We start from the raw sequence: 20,605 nt of genomic DNA, 5'->3' as shown, positions 1-20,605 counted from the left end.
TCGCACGTGGCTACTCGATCCAAGGATCTCGATACGCCTCGGGCTCGCTGCCGCTCGCACGTGGCTACTCGATCAACGGGTGGGGTGGGGGGGCGCCCCTTCCCGCTGGTTGAGTAGCCCGGAGCGCTAGCGGAGGGCGTATCGAAACCCCCTGTGCTGCAACATCCTCATGACCCCGCAGGAACCACGTACTCGATGTGCACCCGATCGATCGCGCCGTCGAACGCGAACGGCATCTTGTCGACGTAGGCACGCGACACCGCACCACCGTAGGCCCGGCCGATGTCCAGGCAGTCGTTGGCGCTGAACAGCAGTGGGGCACTGACCGGTACGGTCCCCGACGCCACCTCGGTGCCGTCGACCCGGATGGTCACTGCGAGTGGCCCACCCGGCTTGGGCTCGACATAGGCGGTCGCGATCTCGACGGTGTGCTCACCGGCCTCGAGCGGTGTGTCCGCGACGATCCTGGTCCGCTGGATGAGGAACAGGTTGTATTCGTAGGTCAGCACACCGTCGAGCACGAAACACGTGAGCCCGCCGCCGGCGCCGCCGAGCTTGTAGAGCACACCGTTCGCGCGATCCCCGACGGTGAGGTCGATGCGGACCGTGTTCGGACGATTGCCGAGCGAGGGTGCGCAGAACTCCGGTACCCGCACCGTGTCGCCACTCATCTCCCATTCCGAATACGGTGGGGTGATTCGTTGATCGGGGTGAGTCAGCACCCACAGGCCGCCGCCGATCGGCAGGGCGTCGTTGCGCGCCGCCTCGATCGCGAACAGTTCCTTGAGCTCGGCGAGCTTCTCCGGGTTCTGCTCGGCGACATCATGGGCCTGGCTCCAGTCCTCGTCGAGATGGTAGAGCTCCCACCGGTCCTGATCCGGCGTCCAGGTGGTGATCCCGGGAGGTGACCCCGGCACCCAGGGCAGCCGTGGCCCGAGGGCCGACGCCATCCACCCGTCGGCATAGATGGAACGACTCCCCATCACCTCGAAGTACTGGGTGCGACGCGGTTCCACAGCCGTTTTGTCGTCGATCGCATACGCGAAACTCGTCCCGTCGATCGGATCCTGGGGGATGCCGTTGACCGTGTCGGGGTGCGAGATGCCGAGGATCTCGTAGATCGTCGGAGCGAGATCGACGACGTGGGTGAAGTGCGTGCGCGGATCGGGATCCGCCTCGATCCGGCCCGGCCACTGGATGACCATCGGATTGCGCGTACCCCCGAGGTGGGACGCGAGCAGCTTCATACCCTGATACGGGGACGAACCGGCCCACGCCCACGCCGCGTGATACTGGTTGTCCGTCGCCGGGGAGCCGAGCACATCCAGCCCGCCGAGTTCGTCGAGCGCGGCGATGTGCTGGTCGACGGTGCTGGGGATCTGGTTCTGCGCCAGCAGCTCGCTGATGGTCCCGTTCTGGCCTTCCCCCGACGACCCGTTGTCGCCCCAGATGTAGACGACGACGGTGTCGTCGCTGTAGCCGAGCCGTTCCAACTCGTCGAGCAGTCGACCTGCCTGGACGTCGGCGTGTTCGCCGAAGCCGGCGGCCACCTCCATCAGCCTGCGCTGGAAGGGCTTCTGATGCTCGGGGATCTCGTCCCATCCGGCCAGGCTCTCCGGGCGGGGCGTCAGTTCGGTGTCCTGCGGAACCCAGCCGGCGGCCTTCGCGCCGTCGAGCGACTCCTCGCGATAGACGTCCCACCCGTCGTCGAACCTACCGGCGTACTTGTCGGCCCACTCCTTCATGATGTGATGCGGGCCGTGCAGACATCCCGTCGCCCAATACATGAAGAACGGCTTGTCCGGTGACAACGCCTTGTGATCGCGCAGCCAGCCGATCGCGTCGTCGGCGATGTCCTCGCTGAGGTGATAGCCCTCTTCGGGCGTCTTGGGCGGCAGCACCGAGGTGGTGTTGCGGACCAGGTTCGGCTCGTACTGGGAGGCCTCGCCGGCGAGGAAGCCGTAGAAGTACTCGAAGCCGACGCCGGTGGGCCAGTTGTCGTAGGGGCCGGCCTTCGTCGTCTCCTCGGCGGGCGTGTTGTGCCATTTGCCCCAGGCGGCCGTCGCGTACCCGTAGTTGCGGAGCACCTCGGGCATCGTCGCACTGCTCTTCGGGATGCGGCCCGAGTATCCGTCCCAGTCGTTGGCCAGCTCGGCGATCTGACCGTTGCCGACGCGATGGTGGTTGCGGCCGGTGAGCAGGGATGCCCGGGTGGGCGAACACATCGCCGTGGTGTGGAAGCGGTTGAACCCGATGCCGTTCTCCCGCACGCGATCCAGGGTGTCGGTTCGGATCTTGCCGCCGAACGTCGACGGCAGCGCCGGACCGGCGTCGTCGATCAGGATCACCAGGACATTCGGTGCGTTGTCGGGGAGGTGGGGCTCCGGGGGTTTCGGCGAGTAGGTGGACTCCTGCATCGTCCGCCCGGCGATGCTGCCCGACTGTTTGGGCGGGAACGGCAGAGTCCGGGTGGGCGGAAGGGGGTTTCCGATGACCGAATTCCTGTCGCTCATGCTTCCTCGATCCCGTCGTCGTTACCGGTGACGTTCCGAACGTATCGGTCGCCGACGAAACCGGGCATCACCCAGATTGTGTGATCGGGCCTCGTCAGACACCCATCGGCTCGAGAAGTGGCCGCGCGAGGAGGGTCTCGATTCCCCGACCGCGCAGCTCGACGCCCTCGCCGATCTCCCAGTTCTCCGCCTCGGTCTGGGAGGCGAGGAACACCGCACGCGCCGAACCCAGGACGCGGGTCGGTTCGTCCTTGGCGAGCTCGGTGAGCCGCGCGGCCTCGTTCACGGGATCGCCGATGACGGTGTACTCGAGTCGCTGTTCCGAGCCGATGTGGCCGGCGATCGCCTTGCCCGCCGACACCCCGATCCCGATGTCGGTGTCACCGAGGGTCTGATACAGCTCCGTGCGTAGCTCCCGGGCCGATGCGAGCGCCCGGCCGGCGAAGTCGTCGAGGTCCAGGGGGGCGCCGAAGATCGCCAGCGCCGCGTCACCCTGGAACTTGTTGACGAACCCGCCATGGCGTCCGACCACGGCCACCACCACCCGGAAGAACTCGTTGAGCAGTTCCACCACCTCACGCGGCGGCCGGTTCACCGCCAGCCGCGTGGAGCCGACGATGTCGACGAACAGCACCCCGACGTAGCGTTCCTCACCGCCGAGTTCGGTGCCGGTCTCGATGGCCCGCCGCGCGACGTCCTCGCCGACGTACCGGCCGAACAGATTGCGCAGGTCCTGTCGTTCTCGCAGGTCGGCCACCATGTCGTTGAAGCCGGCCTGCAGCAGGCCGAGGTCGCTGCCGTCGTAGATCTTGACGGCCACGTTGAGGTTGCCGGCACTGACCTCGCTCTGCGCTTTCCGCAACTGCTTGATCGGGTCGTTGATCGCAGCGACCACGCGCACGATGGCGATGACGCTGAATGCCAGCGCCGCGCCCGACATCCACAGGATCGGGCGCTGCAACCCCTCCGGGTCCGTCTCGATCCAGCCGAGCCGCTGCAAGATGATGAGCCCGATGATGACCGCCAGCGGAGCGACCACGCTGACCACCCAGAACACCGCGATGCGGGCGGTGACACTCGGGGCCACTGCCGCATCGGGTTCGTTGGCCATCGCCGCGACGGTGATGGGCCGCAGCACCTTCTCGGCCTGCAGATACGAGAGCACACAGGTCACCAGCGCGCCGACCGCGCTGGCCATGGCCACGATGAACGCATTCTTGTGCGAGACGGAGAAGTTCACCATCGTGAACAGCACGCCGCCCACGGTCCACAGCCCGAGGTTCACCACCGACAACACCAGCGGGAGCTTCAACGCGCGGCGGCGGGCGTTCTCGTTGTCGAGCCGCGTGCGTCGTCGGTGCCAGACGAGTACCGGCAGGGACAACTGGATACTGAGAAAGCCGCCGACCAGCATCGCGCCGACCAGATAGATCGCGAAGATCGCCTGGTTCAGTGCCGTGATCTCGTCGAGGCTGATGGAATCCTCGAGCGGCATCCCGAACCGGAGGAACGCGAAAGTGAACAGGGCCCCGACGACGTTCGCGCGGAGCATGTCGAGGGCAAGGATCGGCCACGGTGTGTGCACCAGCCATCGGCCCAGATGCAGGGCCTTTGACCACCGGGACCGACGTTCAATCACGTAACAACGGTAGCTGGCTGCTTGCAGTTGTTACACACGCGCCGGTCCGCCGGCGGTGTCTGAACTGCGCATTACGCTGGCGGTGTGACAAATGTCTTCGATCGTTTGACCGGGCAGGCGGCGGTCGCCGACGAACTGCGTGCGGCGGCGCGTGCTGCCCGCGGTGTCGCGGCACGCCTCGACGAGGGTGCGTCGGGCGCGACCTCCCTGTTCGCCAGGGACGACGGAACCGGCAGCGACCAGTTCGAGGGCGCCCAGCGTGCCTCGATGACGCATGCCTGGTTGTTCACCGGACCGCCCGGCAGTGGACGTTCGGTGGCTGCCACATGCTTCGCCGCCGGACTGCAATGTCAGTCCGACGACGAGATCGGCTGCGGGGAGTGCCGCGCCTGCGTGACCGTGATGGCGCAGACACACGCCGACGTGCGTCACGTCGTGCCGCAGGGGCTGAGTCTCTCGGTGCTGGAGGCCCGCGACGTGGTGCAGGCGGCGGCGCGCAGGCCGGGCACCGGGCGGTGGCAGATCGTCATCGTCGAAGATGCCGACCGGCTCACCGAGCAGGCCGCCAACGCATTGCTGAAAGCGGTCGAGGAGCCGCCGTCGCGCACCGTGTTCCTGCTGTGCGCGCCATCGGTCGATCCCGAGGACATCTCGGTGACACTCCGCTCCCGTTGCCGGCACATCGCGCTCGCCACGCCCGCGGTCGCCGACATCGAACGTGTGCTCATCGAGCGTGACGGCATCGACCCGGAGCGCGCGGCCTGGGCGGCGGGGGTGTGCGGTGGCCATGTGGGTCGGGCCAAACGACTGGCCACCGACGACGAGGCACGTGCCCAGCGCGAGAAAGCCCTCGGCTTGGCACGGGCCGCGACTCGCGACTCCACCGCCTATGCGGCGGCCGAGGCGCTGGTGCGGTCGGCCGAGGACGCGGCCAAGGCGATCAGCGCCGAGCTCGACGAAGCCGAGACCGAGGAGATGAAGACCGCCCTCGGCGCGGGCGGCACCGGTAAGGGCACCGCACGCGCGCCACGCGGCACGGCCGGCGCGTTGAAGGAACTGGAGAAGCGGCAGAAATCCCGGGCCACCCGCGTCTCGCGGGACATGCTCGACCGCGCGCTCGTCGATCTGGCCGCGCTGTTCCGGGATGCGCTGGTCCTCGCGGTCGGTGCGCAGGTGACCGCGATGCATCCGGACAAGACCGACGACATCGCCGTGCCGATGGCCGCCTACGCCGCGCCCGAACAGCTGTTGCGTTGTGTCGAGGCGGTGCTGGACTGCCGCACCGCGCTGGATGTGAACGTGAAGCCCAAGTTCGCCGTCGACGCCATGGTCGCGACCATCGGGTTGGCGATGAACGACCGGCGCGTCGCCACTGCTTCCTGAGGAGCCATCCCACACTCGCTCCCTGAGGAGCCCCGGAGCTTGCGGAGGGGCGTCACGAAGGGGCATCACGGGCGCACTTCGTGACGCTCGCAAGCTCGCTCCTCAGGGACCGAGGGGACCTCAGGGACCGGGGGGACCTTAGGGAGCGGGTGATCTCACGTGAGCGGTCCCGTCGGCAGCAGGCGGCGTACCAGCTTGCCGGTGGGGTTGCGGGGGAGGTCATCGACGAAGACGACGTCGCGGGGCACCTTGTAGCGCGCGAGGTTCGTCTTCACGTGCTTCTTGAGGTCGTCGATCTGCGGGTCGGCGCCCTCACTGCGGACGATGAAAGCGCGTAGGCGCGTTCCGAATTCGTCGTCCTCGACGCCCACCACCGCGACGTCGGCGACGTCGGGGTGTTCGGCGAGCAGGTTCTCCACCTCGAGGGGGTACACGTTCTCGCCACCGGACACGATCATGTCGTCGTCGCGGCCCTCGATGAACATCAGGCCGTTCTCGTCGAATCTGGCCATGTCGCCGGTGGACATGTAGCCGTCGATCACCTGCTTCTGACGGCCGTCGGTGTAGCCCTCGAACGGTGCGCCGTTCTTGACGAAGAGTCGTCCGCGCACACCGTTCTCGGTGATGCGCTGGTCCTTGTCGTCGTACAGGGCGAGGTGGCTGCTCACTGGTGCTCGGCCGACCGTGCCGGGTGCCTGTCGCAACTCACTCGGGGTCGCCACCGATGCCACCGCCACCTCGGTGGAGCCGTACAGGTTGTAGAGGACGTCGCCGAATGCGTCCTGGACCGCCTCGGAGAGTGTCGGCGACAACGCCGATCCCGCGATCACGATGATCTTCAGCGATGACAGGTCGTACTTCTTGATCACGTCGGGCCCGAGCGCGACCATCCGGTGCAGCATGGTGGGGACCGCGACGAGCATGTCGGCGCGGTTGTCGGCGATCGCCGCGAGGGTCTTCTCCGCGTCGAAACGACGCATCAGCACCGATTTGTTGCCCAAGGCGGTGCCCACACCCCACAACGCGAAACCGGTGGAGTGGAACACCGGCGAGACGATCACCATCGTGCCGTGTTCCGGGATGGGGATGCGGTCGAGCAGCAGGGCGCTGGTGAACGGCGAGACCTTGCCGCGCTGCGCACCCTTCGGCAGTCCGGTGGTGCCGCTGGTGAGGATGACCAGCCCCGCCCAGCTCTCCGGTTCCGGTGGCGTGCTGGTGTCACCGCTGGTCACCACGTCGTCGAGCACCTTCACACCCTCGGGCACCGGACGTGCTCCGTCGACCCACGACAGGTAGCGGGGCACGTCGCTCGGCAGTCCCTCGACGATCTCGGAGAACTCCTCGTCGTAGAGCATCGCCGCGATCTTCTCGCGCGCAGCCACTTCCGTGAACTGGGTCTGACCGAATCCGGTGTTCATCATCGCCAATCGCAACCCGGCCCGCCCGGCGCCGTTGAGGGCGGTGATGAGTCCGCGGTGATCGCGGGCCATCACGCCGATGACGCTGCCCGGGGCGACACCCGCCGCGAGCAATTCGTTTGCCAATGCGTTGGACTGCCGGTCGAGTTCGGCGAAGGTGAGGGTTCCGCGCTCGTCCGTGAGAGCCGGTGCGTCGGGGTACTCGTCGGCGCCGTGCATCACGATGGCTGCCGGTGCACCCACCGTCTCGTTGCGCTTGACCGCCTTCACGACCTCGCGCGGCTTCTTGAAGTCCAGCGCACCCGCCCGTTGCAGGACACGCATGGCACCGAACGTGTCCGAGAGTGTCTGTAGATGGTCGCGGATCGATGCCATTGGCGGCTGCCTCCTGTTGTATCTGTCACACACCACGTGCTCTGGCTGCCACTCTAGGCGGACTGACACACGGTGTGTTCAGATTGGTCCGCGTGGGTCGCGGGTCCGACCGTCTGTCGAACAATCCTTCGGATGCGGTCACTGATAATTCAGCGGTAATCAGCAAGCAACACCCGGCTCCTAACCTCACGCTTCATGAGTGCAGCCGAGTCGCGGCCACCGGGGACCGGCATCGACATCTCGGGTCTGACCAAGACCTTCGCCACCCGATCGCTGCGCGGTGGATCGTCGGTGACCGCACTGGACGACGTCACCATCGCGACATCCGAAGGCGCGTTCCTGTCGCTGCTCGGTCCGTCGGGCTGCGGCAAGTCGACGGTGCTGCGGATTCTCGCCGGGCTCGACGAGCCGACGTCGGGGACCGCGCTGATGAACGGGCAGTCCCCGTCCGAGCTGCAAGGCGACCATCAGCTCGGGATCGCGTTCCAGGATTCGGCGCTGCTGCCGTGGCGATCGGTGGAGGCGAACATCAAGCTGCCGTTGCAGGTCGGCGGTATGCCGGCCGACGACGACCTGGTCGCCGATCTGATCGACCTCGTCGGCCTGTCGGGGTTCGAGAAGTCGAAGCCGGCGACGCTGTCCGGCGGTATGCGGCAACGTGTCTCGATCGCACGGGCGTTGGTGGTGAAACCGACCGCATTGCTGCTCGACGAACCCTTCGGCGCCCTCGACGACATGACGCGGCAACGGCTCAACGTGGAACTGCTGCGCATCTGGACCGAGAAACCGGCAACGACGCTGATGGTGACGCACGGCATCGCGGAGGCGGTGTTCCTCTCGGACGTCGTCGCGGTGATGAGCCCGCGGCCCGGCAAGGTCGTGGAGATGGTCACCATCGACCTGCCGCGCCCCCGGGTGCCCGACATGATGCGCACCCCGGAGTTCCACGCCATTCACGACCACTTGTCCGGGCTGCTGTTCGGCACCAACGCCGACGACGGCCCCCGACAGCCCGCCGAGGCCACACGTGGCTGACCTCGGCGGTGCCAACCGCTGGTACGCCGGGCTCATCGGCATCGCCGCCCTGGTCGGCCTGTGGTGGCTCGCGGGTGCGCTGGAGTGGTTCAGCGGCACCATTCCCACTCCGGGAGCGGTCATCTCGACCATCGCCGACACCGGCACCGCGTTCTACGTCGACAACTTCTCGTCCACGGTCGAACTCGCGCTGCGCGGGTTCCTCTGGGGCAACGGCCTGGCCATCGCACTGGCCGTCCTCGTCGTGCTGATCCCGCCGATCGAAGGGCTCGCCACCCAGCTGGCGATCATCTCCTATTGCACTCCGATCATCGCGGTGGCGCCGATCATCCAGGTGGCGTTCGCCGAGGTGCAGACGATGATCGTGTTTCTCGCCGCGATCTCGGTGTTCTTCACCACCATGATCGGCACCCTGAGCGGGCTGCGGTCGCCGCACCGCGGCAGCCTCGATCTGGTCAAGGTGTACGGCGGGGGCCGGTTCGCGCAGCTGTGGCGGGTGCGGTCGGTGTCGGCGTTGCCCAACACCCTTGCGGCAGTGAAGATCGCGGCACCTGCGGCAGTGCTCGGAGCGGTCCTGGGCGAGTTCCTCGCGATGCCCGACACCGGCGCCGGGCCGGCGATGATCGTCGCCCAGCAACGCGGCGACATCCCCGAGGTCTGGGCGATCGCGTTGATCAGCGGTGCGATCGCCGGCATCGGCTACGCGGTGATCAGTGTGCTGGCGCGTTTTGCGACGCGGTGGTCGTCGGGGCTGGCGGTGCTGCGATGACCGCGGCGGGACTGTGGAGCATCGGCCGTTTCCTCGGGTCACTTCTCCTGTCGTTCGTCCTCATCTTGGTGATCTGGTGGCTGTTCCTGCTCGCCTTCCCCGACATCGGACCGATCATCGGTCGTACCCCGGTCGACGTCTTCGGGTACCTCTTCACCGACCCGGACGCCGCCGCATCACGCGCGGAGATCCTCGACAATCTCTGGATCACGTTGACCGACGCGGCGATCGGCTTCGTCGTCGGCATGACCGCGGCCGTCGCGACCGCCGCGCTGTTCGTGCTGTCACGTCCCGCCGCGCAGACGTTCATGCCGATCGCGATGCTGCTGCGGTCGGTGCCCCTGGTGGCGATGACACCGCTCATCACGCTCATCGTCGGACGCGGTGTGGCGGTGGTGGCGGTGATGGGTGGCATCGTCGTGTTCTTCCCCGCCCTGGTGATGATCATGACCGGACTGGCCAACGCGCCACGGCAGATCAACGACGTCATCACCGTGTACGGCGGGTCGAAGATGACTGCGCTGCGTATGGCGGCGATTCCGGCTGCGGTGCCGTCGCTGTTCAGCGCGGCGAAGGTGTCCGTCCCGGGCGCCATCGTCGGTGCCACGGTCGCGGAATGGCTCGGCACCAACGAAGGGCTGGGAGCGACACTGCAGCAGGCACTTCCGGCCGCCGCCTACGACGAGCTGTGGGCGTCGGTGCTGGTGATCACCGTCGCTTCGATCGTGGTCTACGCGTTCGTCGGTGTCGCCGAGACCATCGTGCTCACCCGAATGGGCATGCAGCAGAACTGATCTTCCGGATCGGATTCCGGGGGGAGAAGAAAGGGAACACATGAGCAACTCGATGCGCCGCGCCACATTCGACCGGCGGTCCTTCCTGCGGTACTCACTGACGGCCGGGGGCGCGATCGGAGCGCTCGGCGCCACCGGGGCGCTCGCGGCGTGCAGCAGCGGCAGCGGTGATTCCGGGGGTTCGGGTGCATCGTCGATGAATCCGAAGGTTCAGCTGTCCTGGCAGAAGAACATCGAATTCGCGGGCGAATACTGGGCGATCGAGAACGGATACTACGAGGCGGAAGGCCTCGGGACACCGGAACTGCTGACCGGTGGTGGCGCCGGCACCGGCGTGGAGACCGGATTGACGTCGAACAAGGTGTGGATCGGTATGACCGCTCCGCAACTCACCGCGCCGGTGATCCTGCAGGGAGCCGCGCTGATGACCGTGGCGGCGACATTCCAGAAGAATCCCTTCTGCATCGTGTCGTCGGCGGAACGGCCGATCCGCACTCCGCAGGAGATGGCCGGGCGCAAGATCGGCGTTCAGGCATCCAACGAGAACGTCTTCAAGGCGTTGCTCACCGCCAACGGCATGACAGAGTCCGACGTGCAGAAGATCACCGTGCAATACGATCCGACGCCGCTGACCACCGGCGACGTCGACGGCTGGGTCAGCTACGTGACCAACGAGCCGATCATGCTGCGGTTGAACGGATTCGAGAACACCAACTTCTTGTTCGCCGACTTCAACCTCCCGCTGGTCGCCGAGACCCTCGTGGTGCGCCAGGAGACCATCGACAACGAACGCGACAAGGTGAAGGCCTTCCTCAAGGCCGACATCCAGGGCTGGTACGACGCCGTGGCCGACCCGGCGGGGTCGGCACGACTCGCGGTCACCAAGTACGGTGCCGACCTCGGACTCGAGGAGGCCGAGCAAACCGAGGAGGCCATCGCACAGAACGAGCTCGTCGTGTCGGAGGAGACCGACGCCAACGGGCTGCTCACGATGTCCGACGCACTCATCGAGGAGAACATCATCGCACTCGAAAAGGCCGGCTACTCGATCAAGCCCGAGCAGATCTTCGACATGTCGCTGATCGAAGAGGTGTACGCCGAGAATCCTGATCTCAAGCGTTGAGATCGGTTGTGGCGCGGCCGGTCTGACGGGCGATGTCGAGCAGATCCCGCGCCGGCCCGCGCAGCCGGATGTTCGACGACCACACGGCGCGCAGCGGCCGGATCATCCGCAGGCCGGTCACCTCCACCCGCACCAGCCGGCCTGCTTCGATGTCGTCGTCGACGGACAGACGGGACAACACCGCCACCCCCGACGACGTCAGGACCGACGACCGGATCGCGGTCACCGACCGCAGCTCGATGAGCGGCTCGGTCGGGATCGCACCCGAATCAGCCAGTGCGGCTTCGTACGTGACGCGTGTTCCGGAGCCGGGCTCCCGTTGGATGAGTGGTGTCGCGGCCAGTTCGTCGACCGTGACCGTGCGTTCCCGGGCCCACGGATGCGGCGGCGCCACGACCACCACCAGTTCGTCGCGGGCCACCAGCGCATCGTCGAGATCCCCTGTCGGGCCAGGACTCTCGATGAATCCGAGGTCTGCGTCGCCGTGGTGGACGGTGTCGATGACCTCGGCGGAGTTCATCGGGCGCACCGAGATCCGCACGTCGCTGTGGTGGGTGAGTGTGGTGATCCAGCGCGGGACCAGATATTCGGCGACCGTCTTGGACGCCGCCACGACCAGGGTGGCATGCCGCGCGTCGACGAGGGAGTCGACGCCGGCCATGAACTGCGCTGCGCGTTCCACCAGGGCGTTGGCCCATTCGAGCACGGCCATCCCGTTGGCGGTGACGTCGACGCCGCCGGCCGAGCGGATGAAGATCTCCACGCCGAGTTCGCGTTCGACACTGCGCACCCGTGCGCTGACGGCCTGCTGGCTGATGCCGAGATCTCGGGCGGCCGCACCCATGCTGCCGAGACGGGCGACGGTGACGACGATGTCGAGTGCCGCGATGTCGGGCAGCCGGCGGGCGACCACGCGTTCTACTCCTCGACGGGGGTCCCGCCGCCTTCGGTGTCGTCGGAGGGGGTCTCGTCGGTGTCGGGTCCGGGGTCGCTCCGCTCGTCGGAGGTGTCGTCCTCCTCGCGCAGCGGATCGTAGCCGTCGACCCCCTCGAGAACCGTCAGCTCCTGGTCGATCGCGGCGGAGACTGCCTTGGCTTCTTCTCTGATCTTGTTGATGAAGTCGGACATCGTCTTCTCCTCTGCTGCCGGTGGCAACGCCGCGGACCGGTGACCCTGGTTCCACTATAGGAGCCGATGCCTGGGACCCGGCGGAGCGAGCGGTCAACAGGGCGCGATGTTCTGGTTGAGCCGGAACAGGTTGGTGGGGTCATAGCGGCGTTTGACCTGGGCGAGGCGCTCATAGTTGCCGCGATAGGCGGCCCGGACACGCTCGTCGCCCTCGTCCATCATCATGTTGACGTAGCCGCCGCCGGCGGAGGTGGGATGCAGCTGCGCCCAGTAGTCGCGGGCCCACGCCGAGATCCTCGGCAGATTGGCCGGCGACGGGTCGATTCCGGCGATCACCCCGTTCCATCCGCCGCGCCGGAAGGCGAAGGCGGTCGCGTCCTCGGGGACCCGGGCGGCTGCTCCGCTGATGGGGTAGAGGTGCATGGTCGACAGTGGCGTGGGGATGTCCTCGCCGAACTGCCGGTGCACGGCGATGGCGTGGTCGGTGATCTCCTCGTAGATGTCGGCCTTCCAGTACCACTGCAGCCCGGACGGCAGCAGACCGTCGAAGGCCTGCTGCAGTGCGCGGTAGGGCATCGGCGCCATACCCGACAGCAGCGGCGATCCGAACTCGCGGACCGGCCTCAGGATCTCGTCGGCATCCGCGCGTGATCCCGAATAGCACCAGACGATCCCGCAGACCCGACGCCGCCAGAGCTCCTCGGGAAACGGTGCCGCGGACGGGACCTCGAGCACACCGATCCACCCGTTGAGTTCGTCGGGCAGCGACGGGAGGATCTCGCGGTACCAGCCGAACACCTCGTCGGCATCGGCGATGTCGTAGAGCACCGGCCCGCCGATGATCTCACCGTCGTCACCCACGCGGTGGCAACGGAACGTGAACGAAGTGACCACCCCGAAATTGCCGCCGCCCCCACGCAGGGCCCAGAACAGATCGGGATGCGATCCGCTGCTCGCCCGGACGAACGTCCCGTCGGCGAGGACCACGTCAGCCGACAGCAAGTTGTCGATGGTAAGTCCGAAATGCCGTGTGAGATAGCCGGTGCCACCTCCCAGAGTGAGTCCGGCTACGCCCGTGGTGGAAACGAATCCCGACGGGGTCGCCATCCCGAACGTGCCCGTGGCGTGGTCGACATCGCCCCAGGTGCATCCGGCGTCGACCCGTACGGTCGCTGCCACCGGGTCGACGGTGGTCGATCGGCGATCCCGGAAGTCGATGACCAGGGCGTCGTCGGCGACGCCGAAACCGGCTCCGTGATGGCCGCCGCCGCGGACTGCGAGCGGCATCGCGTGGCGGCGGGCGAAGTCGACGCAGGTGATCACGTCGGCGACGTCGGCGACTCGGACGACTGCGGTGGGATGCCGGTCGATGGCGCCGTTGTAGACCTTGCGGACGTCGTCGTAGTCGGTATCGCCGGGACCGATCACCGGACCTCGGACGGCCGCGCGTAGTTCGTCGGCGACGGTGCCGCCACCTGCTTCGACTGTGGACATGATCGGCTCCTTCTCCGGGGCGCCCGCCGGTGGGAGAATGGCGTGGGACGCGGTGTGCAAGCGACGCTACGGAGATCGGGTTCGTGCCGGAATGTCCTGGCTACCGGGGGTCTTGCCCGTTCGTCCGGGATCGCCCGGCGTCGGCGGAGGTGCGTGATGGACGTGTTGTCCGACGTGCTGCTCGCGGTGCGCATGACCGGAGCGGTGTACTACGACATCGACGCGCGGTCGCCGTTCGTCGCACAGAGCCCGCCGACCGCCGCGATCGCGGCGAAGGTGGCTGCGGACGCCGAGCATCTGATCGCATTCCATGTCCTCACGTCGGGTAGTTGCTGGGTGGAGGCCGTCGAGGCACCGGAGCCCGCAGCGTTGATGCGGGCAGGGGAGATCGTCATCTTCCCGTCCGGGGAAGGGAACATCCTGTCGTCGGCACCGGGCATGCGGGGGCAGCCGGACATGTCGCAGTACTACCGTCCGGTGACTGAGGCGCTGCCCTTCGTGATCGACATCAACGGGGACGCCGATTCCGAGCGATGTCGCATCGTCTGTGGCTACCTCGCCTGTGACAGCGGGCCTTTCAATCCGTTGCTGGACTCACTGCCCCGGATGATCCTGGCGCCGGTGTCCAGTCGGAGCTGGGGGTGGATGACCTCGCTGTTGGACACCGCGATCGCGGCAAGTGCTGATCGGGACGCCGGTCAGGAGGCGATGCTGGCGAAGCTGTCCGAGCTGATGTTCCTGGAGGCGATTCGTTCACACATCGACGGGCTGCCACCGGAGGCGCGGAGTTGGGTGGCCGGGCTGCGTGACCGGGACGTCGGTGCCGCCCTCCGGCTCATGCACGGCCGATTCGACGAGCAGTGGACCCTCGACCGGCTCGCCCGCGACGTCGGGATGTCGCGGTCGGCGTTCGCCGATCGATTCACCGCCTATGTCGGTGTGCCGCCGATGACGTATCTGTCGCGGTGGCGTCTCCAGCTCGCGGCCCGGCTACTGCAGTCCGGGGCGACAACGGTCGCAAGCGCTGCGAATACCGTTGGATATCAGTCGGAGTCGGCGTTCAACCGGGCCTTCAAGCGGCACGTCGGGGTGGCGCCGGGGGCGTGGCGTCGTGGAGTCGTTCGGATGAACGACGACGTGTCCGGCGCGGCGGACCCGTCGGTTCGAAACGGCTAGCCTCGATCCTGGCAGTTGGTGACCGCGGGGGACGGAGCAACACATGCGGGTGCGGGTCGTCGGATTCGTGATGATCGTGGTGGCGGCGATGACGACGGTGGGTGTCTGGGTGGGCGCCGGCTCGGCGGATGCCGCTGCGCCCCCATCGGTGCGGCTGTGTGCGACGTGGGCGGACGGCAAACCCTACGTCGGGCCGGTCACGCTGGTGACTCGGGACATCTTCGGTCCACGAAAGACACTGAACACCGCCCCGAGCGGCTGCATGATCTACAAGGGGCTGTTGCCGCACAAGGCTTATCAAGGCCTGGTCTCGTACACCAACGGGTCGTGCCACACCCATCGCCGGGCGGATGGGTCGACCTTCAGGTACGGCTCGGAGACACAGATCGTCGGGCGCACGCCGTGGAAGGTGACACCGCGTACGGGACAGGTGTATCTGGGCGAGTTCACGGTCCACGCCGTGACGGTCGGGTGCTCGTGACGCCAGACGCCAGTTGCCTCGACAGGTGACCTGACCGGCCGACACCCCGACCCTCGGGCGAGTGTCCCTACTCTGGTGACCATGCGTTTCGTCATCTTCGGGGCCGGCGCGATCGGCGGCGTCGTCGGCGGTCAGCTGTTTCGGGCCGGGATTCCGACGACCCTGATCGCCCGTGGGGACCACCTCGACGCGATCCGCGACCGCGGGCTCACCTTGGACCTCGCCGAGGGGGCCGAGACGCTCGCCGTCCCGGCGGTGGCGCATGCGTCGGAGATCGACTGGACCTCCGACACCGTGGTGTTGATCTGCGTGAAGTCCCAGCACACGGCGGCCGTACTCGATGACCTCCAGGCCCACGCCCCACTGACGACACCGATCGTGTCGGCCCAGAACGGCGTGGCGAACGAGTCCGCGATCCTGCGGCGATTCCCGAACACATACTCGATCTGCGTGATGCTGCCCGCGCTGCACCTCGAGCCAGGGGTGGTCGTGCAGGGATCGTCGGCGACACCGGGCATCCTCGACATCGGCCGCTTCCCGGTCGGGACCGACGACGTCGCCGCGGAGATCTCATCGGACTTCGCAACGGCCGGGTTCGAATCCGTGCCGCGTGCCGACATCATGGCCTGGAAGTACCGCAAGCTCGTCCTCAACCTGGGCAACGGTGTCGACGCCACCTATCGGCGTGACGGCGACGCCACCGCCGAACTGATGCGGCGCGTGCGGGACGAGGGAGAAGCAGTGCTGGTCGCCGCGGGCATCGACGTGGTCAGCGACGCGGTCGACCGCGAACGACGCGGCGACCTGATCGTGCGCCGCGACAGCGGTGAGGACAGCATCGGGAGCTCCACCTGGCAGAGCATCGCCCGGGGTGCTCCCGACAGCGAGATCGACTATCTGACGGGTGAGATCGTGCTGTTGGGCCGCCTACACGGGGTTCCGACTCCGGCGAACGAACTCGTCCACGTGGAGACGGCTCGTCTGATCCGCGAGGGGCTTGCGCCGGGCAGCCTGGATCCGCGGGCGGCGCTCGCCGCGATCAGCACGCTGTAGTCGCGCCGAGAGCAGCCGTGTCGGACTGTTCAGTCGACCTTGGTCAAGGTTGACCCGATGCTCGGGATTCCGTACGTGTAGGTGTTTCCCAGATATCCATACGGCGTCTTTGTGTAATCCGTACGACCCGCCCACAGCGCGACCGGGTTGTCAGCGGTGGATACGGTTCCGCCGTTCTTGCGTGGGAAGATGGTCGACGGTCCTTGCATGGGCGTGATCCCGTAGACGTCGGAGTACATCTTGTCCCCGACGATCTTCACATTCGACTCGGGAAAGATCGGGAACTGATGCCAGTAACCCTGGTGCTTGTAGAGCCCAGGCTCCATCTTCGCTTCTGCGTGACCGGCCCCGACGCTGATCCCCATGATGGCTGCGCCGCCGATCAGGGCCCCCGCGATGATCTTCTTCGTATTCACGAGGCACGACTCTAGGCGAAGCTCGGGCGCGGATGGCGGGTGTCCTTCGCGTGAATGACCCACACGCACACGGTGGAGCCGCCCAGGGGAATCGAACCCCTGACCTATTCATTACGAGTGAATTGCTCTACCGACTGAGCTAGGGCGGCGTGCTGCGCGCGGCAGCGCACACGAGTGTAGCGAGCGGGGTGGTGAGCGACCAAACCGGCCCGGCGCGGTGCCGGGCGGGCTCAATCATCCGGACGTGAGGTCTCGTCGTCCAGCCGCAGCAGCAACGCCCTCCCGCGCGGCGACAACTCGTAGCCCACGTCCAGGCTGTGGGTCAGTCCGAGCTTCTTCAACTTGCGCACGTCCAGCTTGAATTCCGCACGCTCCCTGCCGAGTTCGGCGGCGAGCTCGGTGGACACGACCGCCGGGCGTCGTGCGATGACGTCGAGGGTCGCCCGGGTCCACGGTCCGTACGAGGCCCGGGCATCCAGGCGGTCCAGCCGTGTGACGAGATCGCCCACATCGTCGTCGGAGAGGTCGGCGTCCGCCCGCAGCGCGATCCGGGGGTCGGGTCCCACCCATCGCAACCCGACCCGGAAGATCGGGTCGTCGTTCTTGCGGAGCTTCGAGATCACCTCCGCAGGTGACGCGAATCCCGCTCGACGTGCGTCGTCGTCGGAGATGTCGTCGGCGTCGGCCGGGTCGACGGTGACGATCTCGATGACCCCGGCAGAGCTGATGAACGTCGAGCCCGGCTTGACCCGCGGCGTCTTCCACCGGCGGAAGGCCAGGTCGATCGACCCGTCCGCCACACCTTGCGCGGTCCGCACCGGTAGCAGCACATCGTGAGGGTACCCAGGATCGGTCGGCGTCCGTAGGGTCGAGTCATGACCGGATCCAGTGGAACACCAGTCAGCGCTGCCGCGGCGACCGAGGCGCTCTCCGATCCGTGGCGGGTGATGGCCGACACCGTCTACGCCGCATTTCGCACCAAGAACATGGTGCGGGGTGGTGACTTCGTCGCCAAGATCATCGAGGCCGCGGAGGCGGCCGGGCACCATCCCGACGTCGAACTGCGGTACGGCTCAGTCCACCTCGCGCTCACCACGCACAGCGCACACCGGCTCACCGAGGCCGATGTGGCGTTGGCGAATCAGATCTCGGCGATCGCGAGTGACCTGGACCTCGAACCCGCGGCGGCGCCACCGGCTCGATTCGAACTCGGTATCGACGCACTCGACATCGATAAGATCCGACCGTTCTGGAAGGCGGTCCTCGGTTACGACGACGAGCCGGAGGAGACGTCGGTGGACATCTCCGATTCGGCGGGAATCCTGCCCGGGGTGTGGTTCCAGCAGATGGACGAGCCGCGCCCGGAACGCAATCGGGTGCACGTCGACCTGTGGGTGCCCCACGACGTGGTGGAGGAACGGATCGCTGCGGCGATCGGTGCGGGCGGCAGCCTGGTCTCCGACGACTTCGCGCCGGAATGGTACGTACTCGCCGACGCCGAGGGCAACGAGATCTGTCTGTGCACGTGGCGCGGCCGGGAGTGACTGAAATCTGCGTGCTCAGGCCTCTCCGAGGGGATATTCCCCTCGGAGACCTCTCACGACGCTGATTTTCGTCGCCGGGGCAGCCTATGGCGATCGAGATCGGTGATCGCCCGGATATCGGCCAGGGTTTCCTCCCACCCGTAGATCACGTCGTCGTAGGTCAGTCGCATGGGGAGCAGTTGCTGGCCCAGGGACTTGCGGTCGCGGCGCCTGTCCTTGCGGTAGTTCTCCAGGCTGGTGTGGTGCAGTTTGCTGTCGCACTCGATGAGGAGGCGCCCGACCTTGAGATCGACATGTCCGACCGCGACGATGGCGGGTTGAACCTCGACGTGAAAGCCGAGGGCACGAAGGCGTAGACGGACCGCGGACTCCGTGCCCGACTGCGAACGAGGATCGCATTTTGCCAGCATGTTCTCGATCTTCTTGCTCACCTGCGGCATCTCGGCGCGGAGTTCGTCGACGGTCATACCCGACTTGTTGAGCACCGAATCGGCGGTGATGATCCAGTCCTCGGCAGACATGCATTGGGCCGCGCAGGCCAGGGCGACCGGAAACGCGTCGATGGAGGTGAGTACGGGCAGTGGGCCGGCGGGCAACCGACAGAAATCCTGACGCTTGGTGCCACTATGGCGTGACGCCCTCACATGGAGGGTGTGGTAGCCCGGCGGGAGCCAGAAGCCGTGTGCGCGTAGCGCCGACACACAACTCAGGCAGCCTCCACGGCGCGCTGCTTCCACGCAGTCGGGGTCGGCTGCCGAAGTCGCGTACCAACCGTGGCGCGGCTGAGTCAACAAGCCGTTGCGGACCAGGCGCCGCAGAGTCGGATCGTCATAGTCGAGTGCCAGCAACTCCGCTCGGCTGTAGACACCGTCAGCGACGTCGGTGAGGTCGAGTCTCATGTGACTTCGACGCACGGGCGACCGATTCGGCTCCACGATGACGAAAATCGGCCCTGTCAGGAGTCGCCGAGGGGATATTCCCCTCGGACCGGCCTGACAGAGCCGATTTCAGTCAAGCAGCGAGTTACTCAGGCGACGCCCTCGGCCTTGGCGGCTTCGGCGACCGCGGCCGCGACGGCGGGGGCCACCCGGCCGTCGAGCGGGCTCGGCACGATCTTGTCGGCGCGCAGATCGTCCGCCACAACCGAGAAGATGGCTTCCGCCGCAGCCAGTTTCATGCGCTCGGTGATACGGCGGGCACCGGCGTCGAGGGCGCCTGCGAAAACGCCGGGGAAGGCGAGCACGTTGTTGATCTGATTCGGGAAGTCGCTGCGTCCGGTCGCGACGATCGCGGCGTGCTTGGACGCGACCTCCGGGTGGATCTCCGGATCGGGGTTGGACAGCGCGAACACGATCGAATCGTCGGCCATCGACGCGATCAGCGATTCGTCGATCTTGCCTGCCGACACACCGAGGAACACATCGGCCCCCGACAGCGCCTCCGCCGGTCCCCCGGCCAGGCTGCGCGGGTTGGTGCGCTCGGCCAGTTCCTGCTTGACCTCGCTCAGGTCGTCGCGGTGGAAGCTGACGATGCCCTTGGAGTCCAGCACCACCACGTCGGTCACGCCGGCGTGTTCCAGGATGTTGGCACAGGCGACACCCGCGGCACCGGCGCCGGAGATGACGACCTTGAGGTCACGCAGGTCGCGCTTCTGCAGTGCCATGGCGCCCTTGAGTGCGGCCAGGACCACGATGGCGGTGCCGTGCTGGTCGTCGTGCATCACCGGGCAGTCGAGCGCCTCGATGACCCGGCGCTCGATCTCGAAGCAGCGCGGCGCGGAGATGTCCTCGAGGTTGACCGCGCCGAAGCTGGGGCGCATGCGCACCAGTGTCTCGACGATCTCGTCGGGGTCCTGGGTGTCGAGGACGATGGGGATCGAGTTCAGCCCGGCGAAGGTGCGGAAGAGGGCGGACTTGCCCTCCATCACCGGCAGTGAGGCCCGCGGGCCGATGTCGCCCAGGCCGAGCACGGCCGAACCGTCGGAGACGACGGCCACCAGCCGATCGGTCCACGTGTACTTGTTGACCAGTGCCGCCTCGTTGTCGATCGCGCGGGATACCTGGGCCACACCCGGGGTGTAGGCGATCGACAGATCGCGCTGGGTGTCGATGGGCGAACGCAATTCCACCGACAGTTTGCCGCCGACGTGTGCCATGAAGATCTCCTCGTCGGTGATCGGCACTTCGTCGAGATTCGGCTCGTTGAACGGAGCCTGGCGGTGGGTGGGGACGTTGTCTGCCGTGCTGGCCACGGTGTTCCTCCTG

General features: G+C 67.0%; 19 protein-coding genes and 1 tRNA gene. 9 read left to right on the top strand and 11 right to left on the bottom strand.

Features of this window, described 5'->3' with window-relative positions; all coding sequences use genetic code 11:
• Window positions 1–167: 167 nt before the first annotated feature.
• Both V1Y59_RS15200 and V1Y59_RS15195 read right to left on the bottom strand, forming a co-directional pair.
• Window positions 168–2,513 carry an arylsulfatase gene (locus V1Y59_RS15200; protein ID WP_330505801.1) on the bottom strand — a complete coding sequence of 782 codons (2,346 nt, stop codon included), beginning with the start codon at window positions 2,511–2,513 and terminating at the stop codon, window positions 168–170.
• A gap of 94 nt (window positions 2,514–2,607) precedes the next feature.
• Entirely contained in the window at window positions 2,608–4,065 is a 1,458-nt protein-coding gene (locus tag V1Y59_RS15195; RefSeq protein ID WP_330505888.1) for an adenylate/guanylate cyclase domain-containing protein, read from the bottom strand.
• Between the two features lie 171 nt (window positions 4,066–4,236).
• Between V1Y59_RS15195 and V1Y59_RS15190 the strand changes: the two genes are divergently transcribed.
• Window positions 4,237–5,535 carry a DNA polymerase III subunit delta' gene (locus V1Y59_RS15190; protein WP_330505800.1) on the top strand — a complete coding sequence of 433 codons (1,299 nt, stop codon included), beginning with the start codon at window positions 4,237–4,239 and terminating at the stop codon, window positions 5,533–5,535.
• 155 nt (window positions 5,536–5,690) lie between these two features.
• Here V1Y59_RS15190 and V1Y59_RS15185 read toward each other — a convergent pair whose 3' ends face one another.
• A complete protein-coding gene (locus tag V1Y59_RS15185) occupies window positions 5,691–7,328 on the bottom strand; it encodes an acyl-CoA synthetase (RefSeq protein ID WP_330505799.1) in 1,638 nt (545 codons plus the stop codon).
• Between the two features lie 195 nt (window positions 7,329–7,523).
• Between V1Y59_RS15185 and V1Y59_RS15180 the strand changes: the two genes are divergently transcribed.
• Genes V1Y59_RS15180 through V1Y59_RS15165 form a run of 4 tightly spaced genes read left to right on the top strand, consistent with a single transcriptional unit; the run spans window position 7,524 to window position 11,049 of the window.
• Complete coding sequence (locus tag V1Y59_RS15180; protein ID WP_330505798.1) at window positions 7,524–8,363, top strand: ABC transporter ATP-binding protein; 840 nt, start codon at window positions 7,524–7,526, stop codon at window positions 8,361–8,363.
• Entirely contained in the window at window positions 8,356–9,132 is a 777-nt protein-coding gene (locus V1Y59_RS15175) for an ABC transporter permease (protein ID WP_330505797.1), read from the top strand. Before V1Y59_RS15180 ends, V1Y59_RS15175 begins: the two co-directional genes overlap by 8 nt.
• Window positions 9,129–9,926, top strand: a complete 798-nt coding sequence (locus V1Y59_RS15170) for an ABC transporter permease (protein WP_330505796.1) — start codon at window positions 9,129–9,131, stop codon at window positions 9,924–9,926. Before V1Y59_RS15175 ends, V1Y59_RS15170 begins: the two co-directional genes overlap by 4 nt.
• Window positions 9,927–9,966: 40 nt before the next feature.
• Window positions 9,967–11,049 (top strand): ABC transporter substrate-binding protein, encoded by a 1,083-nt coding sequence (locus V1Y59_RS15165; RefSeq protein ID WP_330505795.1) that lies wholly within the window; start codon window positions 9,967–9,969, stop codon window positions 11,047–11,049.
• On the opposite strand, the gene V1Y59_RS15160 is transcribed toward V1Y59_RS15165, so the two are convergent.
• The 3 genes from V1Y59_RS15160 to V1Y59_RS15150 form a co-directional block, all read right to left on the bottom strand.
• A complete protein-coding gene (locus V1Y59_RS15160) occupies window positions 11,039–11,962 on the bottom strand; it encodes a LysR family transcriptional regulator (RefSeq protein ID WP_330505794.1) in 924 nt (307 codons plus the stop codon). The two genes, V1Y59_RS15165 and V1Y59_RS15160, sit on opposite strands and share 11 nt — an antisense overlap.
• A gap of 5 nt (window positions 11,963–11,967) precedes the next feature.
• Window positions 11,968–12,177 (bottom strand): hypothetical protein, encoded by a 210-nt coding sequence (locus tag V1Y59_RS15155; protein ID WP_330505793.1) that lies wholly within the window; start codon window positions 12,175–12,177, stop codon window positions 11,968–11,970.
• Window positions 12,178–12,270: 93 nt separating this feature from the next.
• The gene (locus tag V1Y59_RS15150; RefSeq protein ID WP_330505792.1) at window positions 12,271–13,671 is read right to left on the bottom strand and encodes an FAD-binding oxidoreductase; all 1,401 of its coding nucleotides are present in this window, start codon (window positions 13,669–13,671) and stop codon (window positions 12,271–12,273) included.
• 156 nt (window positions 13,672–13,827) lie between these two features.
• Between V1Y59_RS15150 and V1Y59_RS15145 the strand changes: the two genes are divergently transcribed.
• From V1Y59_RS15145 to V1Y59_RS15135, 3 genes are all read left to right on the top strand, one after another.
• Window positions 13,828–14,847, top strand: a complete 1,020-nt coding sequence (locus V1Y59_RS15145; RefSeq protein WP_330505791.1) for an AraC family transcriptional regulator — start codon at window positions 13,828–13,830, stop codon at window positions 14,845–14,847.
• Window positions 14,848–14,890: 43 nt separating this feature from the next.
• Window positions 14,891–15,328 carry a hypothetical protein gene (locus V1Y59_RS15140; protein WP_330505790.1) on the top strand — a complete coding sequence of 146 codons (438 nt, stop codon included), beginning with the start codon at window positions 14,891–14,893 and terminating at the stop codon, window positions 15,326–15,328.
• Between the two features lie 81 nt (window positions 15,329–15,409).
• Window positions 15,410–16,381, top strand: coding sequence for a ketopantoate reductase family protein (locus V1Y59_RS15135; protein WP_330505789.1), 972 nt, complete (start codon window positions 15,410–15,412; stop codon window positions 16,379–16,381).
• 29 nt (window positions 16,382–16,410) lie between these two features.
• On the opposite strand, the gene V1Y59_RS15130 is transcribed toward V1Y59_RS15135, so the two are convergent.
• From V1Y59_RS15130 to V1Y59_RS15120, 3 genes are all read right to left on the bottom strand, one after another.
• Window positions 16,411–16,797, bottom strand: a complete 387-nt coding sequence (locus tag V1Y59_RS15130; protein ID WP_330505788.1) for a hypothetical protein — start codon at window positions 16,795–16,797, stop codon at window positions 16,411–16,413.
• Window positions 16,798–16,870: 73 nt separating this feature from the next.
• A tRNA-Thr gene (locus tag V1Y59_RS15125) sits at window positions 16,871–16,946 on the bottom strand.
• Window positions 16,947–17,027: 81 nt separating this feature from the next.
• Entirely contained in the window at window positions 17,028–17,627 is a 600-nt protein-coding gene (locus V1Y59_RS15120; RefSeq protein WP_330505787.1) for a hypothetical protein, read from the bottom strand.
• Between the two features lie 45 nt (window positions 17,628–17,672).
• Here V1Y59_RS15120 and V1Y59_RS15115 point away from each other — a divergent pair, with 45 nt between their 5' ends.
• A complete protein-coding gene (locus V1Y59_RS15115; protein WP_330505786.1) occupies window positions 17,673–18,341 on the top strand; it encodes a 4a-hydroxytetrahydrobiopterin dehydratase in 669 nt (222 codons plus the stop codon).
• 53 nt (window positions 18,342–18,394) lie between these two features.
• Here the strand turns inward: V1Y59_RS15115 and V1Y59_RS15110 are convergent, their stop codons facing one another.
• Both V1Y59_RS15110 and V1Y59_RS15105 read right to left on the bottom strand, forming a co-directional pair.
• Window positions 18,395–19,240 (bottom strand): hypothetical protein, encoded by an 846-nt coding sequence (locus V1Y59_RS15110; RefSeq protein WP_330505785.1) that lies wholly within the window; start codon window positions 19,238–19,240, stop codon window positions 18,395–18,397.
• Window positions 19,241–19,368: 128 nt separating this feature from the next.
• Window positions 19,369–20,592 carry an NAD(P)-dependent malic enzyme gene (locus V1Y59_RS15105; RefSeq protein ID WP_330505784.1) on the bottom strand — a complete coding sequence of 408 codons (1,224 nt, stop codon included), beginning with the start codon at window positions 20,590–20,592 and terminating at the stop codon, window positions 19,369–19,371.
• Window positions 20,593–20,605: the final 13 nt, after the last annotated feature.

The organism is Gordonia prachuapensis, from assembly GCF_036350515.1.
GTDB classification, from domain to species: domain Bacteria; phylum Actinomycetota; class Actinomycetes; order Mycobacteriales; family Mycobacteriaceae; genus Gordonia; species Gordonia prachuapensis.
The sequence above is the reverse complement of the archived record's forward strand: the minus strand, read 5'-3'. Positions and strand labels throughout refer to the sequence as shown.